We start from the raw sequence: 2,273 nt of genomic DNA, 5'->3' as shown, positions 1-2,273 counted from the left end.
GGAAAGCGTTTCCCAACATAGCAGCTAAGTCTAATCCCATTACAGTTATGACGGATCCTGAAGACGGCTTCATTAAATATCTATTAAGTAATCTTTTCTCTGGCAATCCGTAAGAACGGGATACTGTCATATATTCTTTACCTGAATTTTCAACCAAAGCATTTCGCATCAAACGCGCATTTTGAAACATCCCCCCTAAGGACAATGCAAAAGCAGGCAGCAATATATGTAAAAATGCATCCCAGGCTGTTGCAAATCGTCCTGCTAATAAGGAATCTATAAAAAACAACCCCGTCACACGATTTGGGGCAGCCACTCCAGGACTCAGGCGTCCTAAAACAGGAATAACTTGCCAAAAGTGACCAAAAAGGAGTAATAAAAGTATACTTACAACAAATGCAGGCATAGCAATTCCTGCATAGGACAAAAATCTAACCAATCCATCAATAACACCATCTCTATGTTTTGCTGCTCTTTTACCTAAGAAGATGGCTCCAAGGGTCATAAATAAGCCGGCAAAGAGCATTAACTCAATTGTAGCGGGGAGAAATTGTTTAACATCCAGGCTCACAGATCTGCGTGTTATTATTGAAGTACCTAAATCGCCTCTAAATACATCGCGTAACCAATAAACATACTGTACAGGTAAGGGCCTATCCACATATAGTTCTCTATTCAAGGCATCAACAGCTTCTTGTGTAGCTCTCGGCCCCAGAGCCAGCCTTCCTGGGTCTCCGGGAATAACACGAGACAATATAAATATTAATATAGAGACGCCTAGAATAACTAAGAGGCTTTGCAGTATCCTTTTCCCGATATATCGACCCATCGCATATGTCCTTTCATGTGAACTAACTATTTCCTGCATTATTGAAAATATTTCAATAATGCAGGATTTGGCAAACAAGCTATCTTTCTTTAATTACACTGTCAATCGGTACATGATCAATATCAAAGCCGAAATATCTCGGTGTTAACAAAGTGCTGTTTTTCTGTTCATCCTTACAGGCTAAAGCAACAATAGCGACATTCTGTCCTTCGTAGGATGAAGGGTTAGGAACAGGTTCACCAGTATCGGTATCAATGGCACATATAAGATCCGGACTAGTTATGTAGGGAGATCCATTTTTCCACAAAACATGGTTCTCATTTTTGAACCAAACTTTAAGCTCTTCTTCGCCGCAATCAACTGTATATGTTCCCCAATAATAGCCATCAGTATCACGATCATCTTTTTCAACAATGACACCGCGACCTATTACATATCCTCCCAGAAAGGTCATTAACTCCTGAACAAAGTCTTTACCTGCTTCCTTAGCTTCACGCAAAAGCTTGCCCGCTTCATAGGATTCACTTAAGGTATTCTTAATCACAGTTTTTTTCATCTTACTGGCTTCCAAAGCCATTCCAGCTTGTCCAGCTAAGCCATAGCCGGCAACACTGATCAGTTTGCCCAGATGTTCAGTCGTACGTGGATTGATTGCATTTTTGATAATACAGACGTTGCCCCATTCATCAACTGAAGCGATTGGAGCAAGCTTATGTCCATCATAATTATATGTAATTTGGACAATTTCAGGGATTGCTCTGCCAGTATAATCTCCGTCTACAGTAACCATACCTCTCTGAGCACCAGCGGCAATGGCTGCAGACGCATTCGCTCCGGCAAGCTCTATCGGGACAATAACGTCAAACTTTTGTTTAGTATATTCTTCAAGTTCACCGATCGCCTTACTCATACGATCTCTCTCTGGATTTACACTTGTCTCATCTGTCATACCATAAGATGACATTTCTTTTATAGTGTCTTCTGTATGCGGCGCTATTGATCCCATTAAGAAAGGACAAACACTCATGGCATCATCAGGAATACTCTCCGCATCAACCCATCCAATCTCATGCCCATCGTTTAAAGCAGTCATAAGAGAATCAATTCCATTCTCCGGTAGTCCTCCTCCTCCGGTACCAAAAAAAGTACATCCCCGAACAAAATCTTCAACTTGTTGTCGATTTTCTAACTTCATCGTTGGCATACAAACCTCCAAAAATTTTAATAATTCTTCTGCCTAGACAAACTTCTTTTACCACGAACACGCATTTTACTGAAATGTGACTGTAATACGTCTTTTAGTAAATACACCATAAAAACAGTCAAAATGTGAAGATACATGATTGAAGAGCTTGTATTTATTGTACTGAATGAATTATTATACTTCTATGTGCCACTGCTCATTTTCCAGCTTGTGATATATGCACTTAACCCATGTAAGAGG

General features: G+C 40.2%; 2 protein-coding genes. Both read right to left on the bottom strand.

Features of this window, described 5'->3' with window-relative positions:
* Positions 1-868: ABC transporter permease (locus tag GXZ13_04850; GenBank protein ID NLX75149.1), on the bottom strand; the 868-nt coding region annotated here is incomplete at its 3' end.
* A gap of 40 nt (positions 869-908) precedes the next feature.
* Complete coding sequence (locus tag GXZ13_04845; GenBank protein NLX75148.1) at positions 909-2,024, bottom strand: DUF917 domain-containing protein; 1,116 nt, start codon at positions 2,022-2,024, stop codon at positions 909-911.
* Positions 2,025-2,273 lie beyond the last annotated feature (249 nt).

The organism is Synergistaceae bacterium (genome assembly GCA_012728235.1).
Taxonomy (GTDB): domain Bacteria; phylum Synergistota; class Synergistia; order Synergistales; family Synergistaceae; genus JAAYFL01.
Note: the sequence above shows the minus strand (reverse complement) of the source record. Positions and strands in the feature narration are given on the sequence as shown.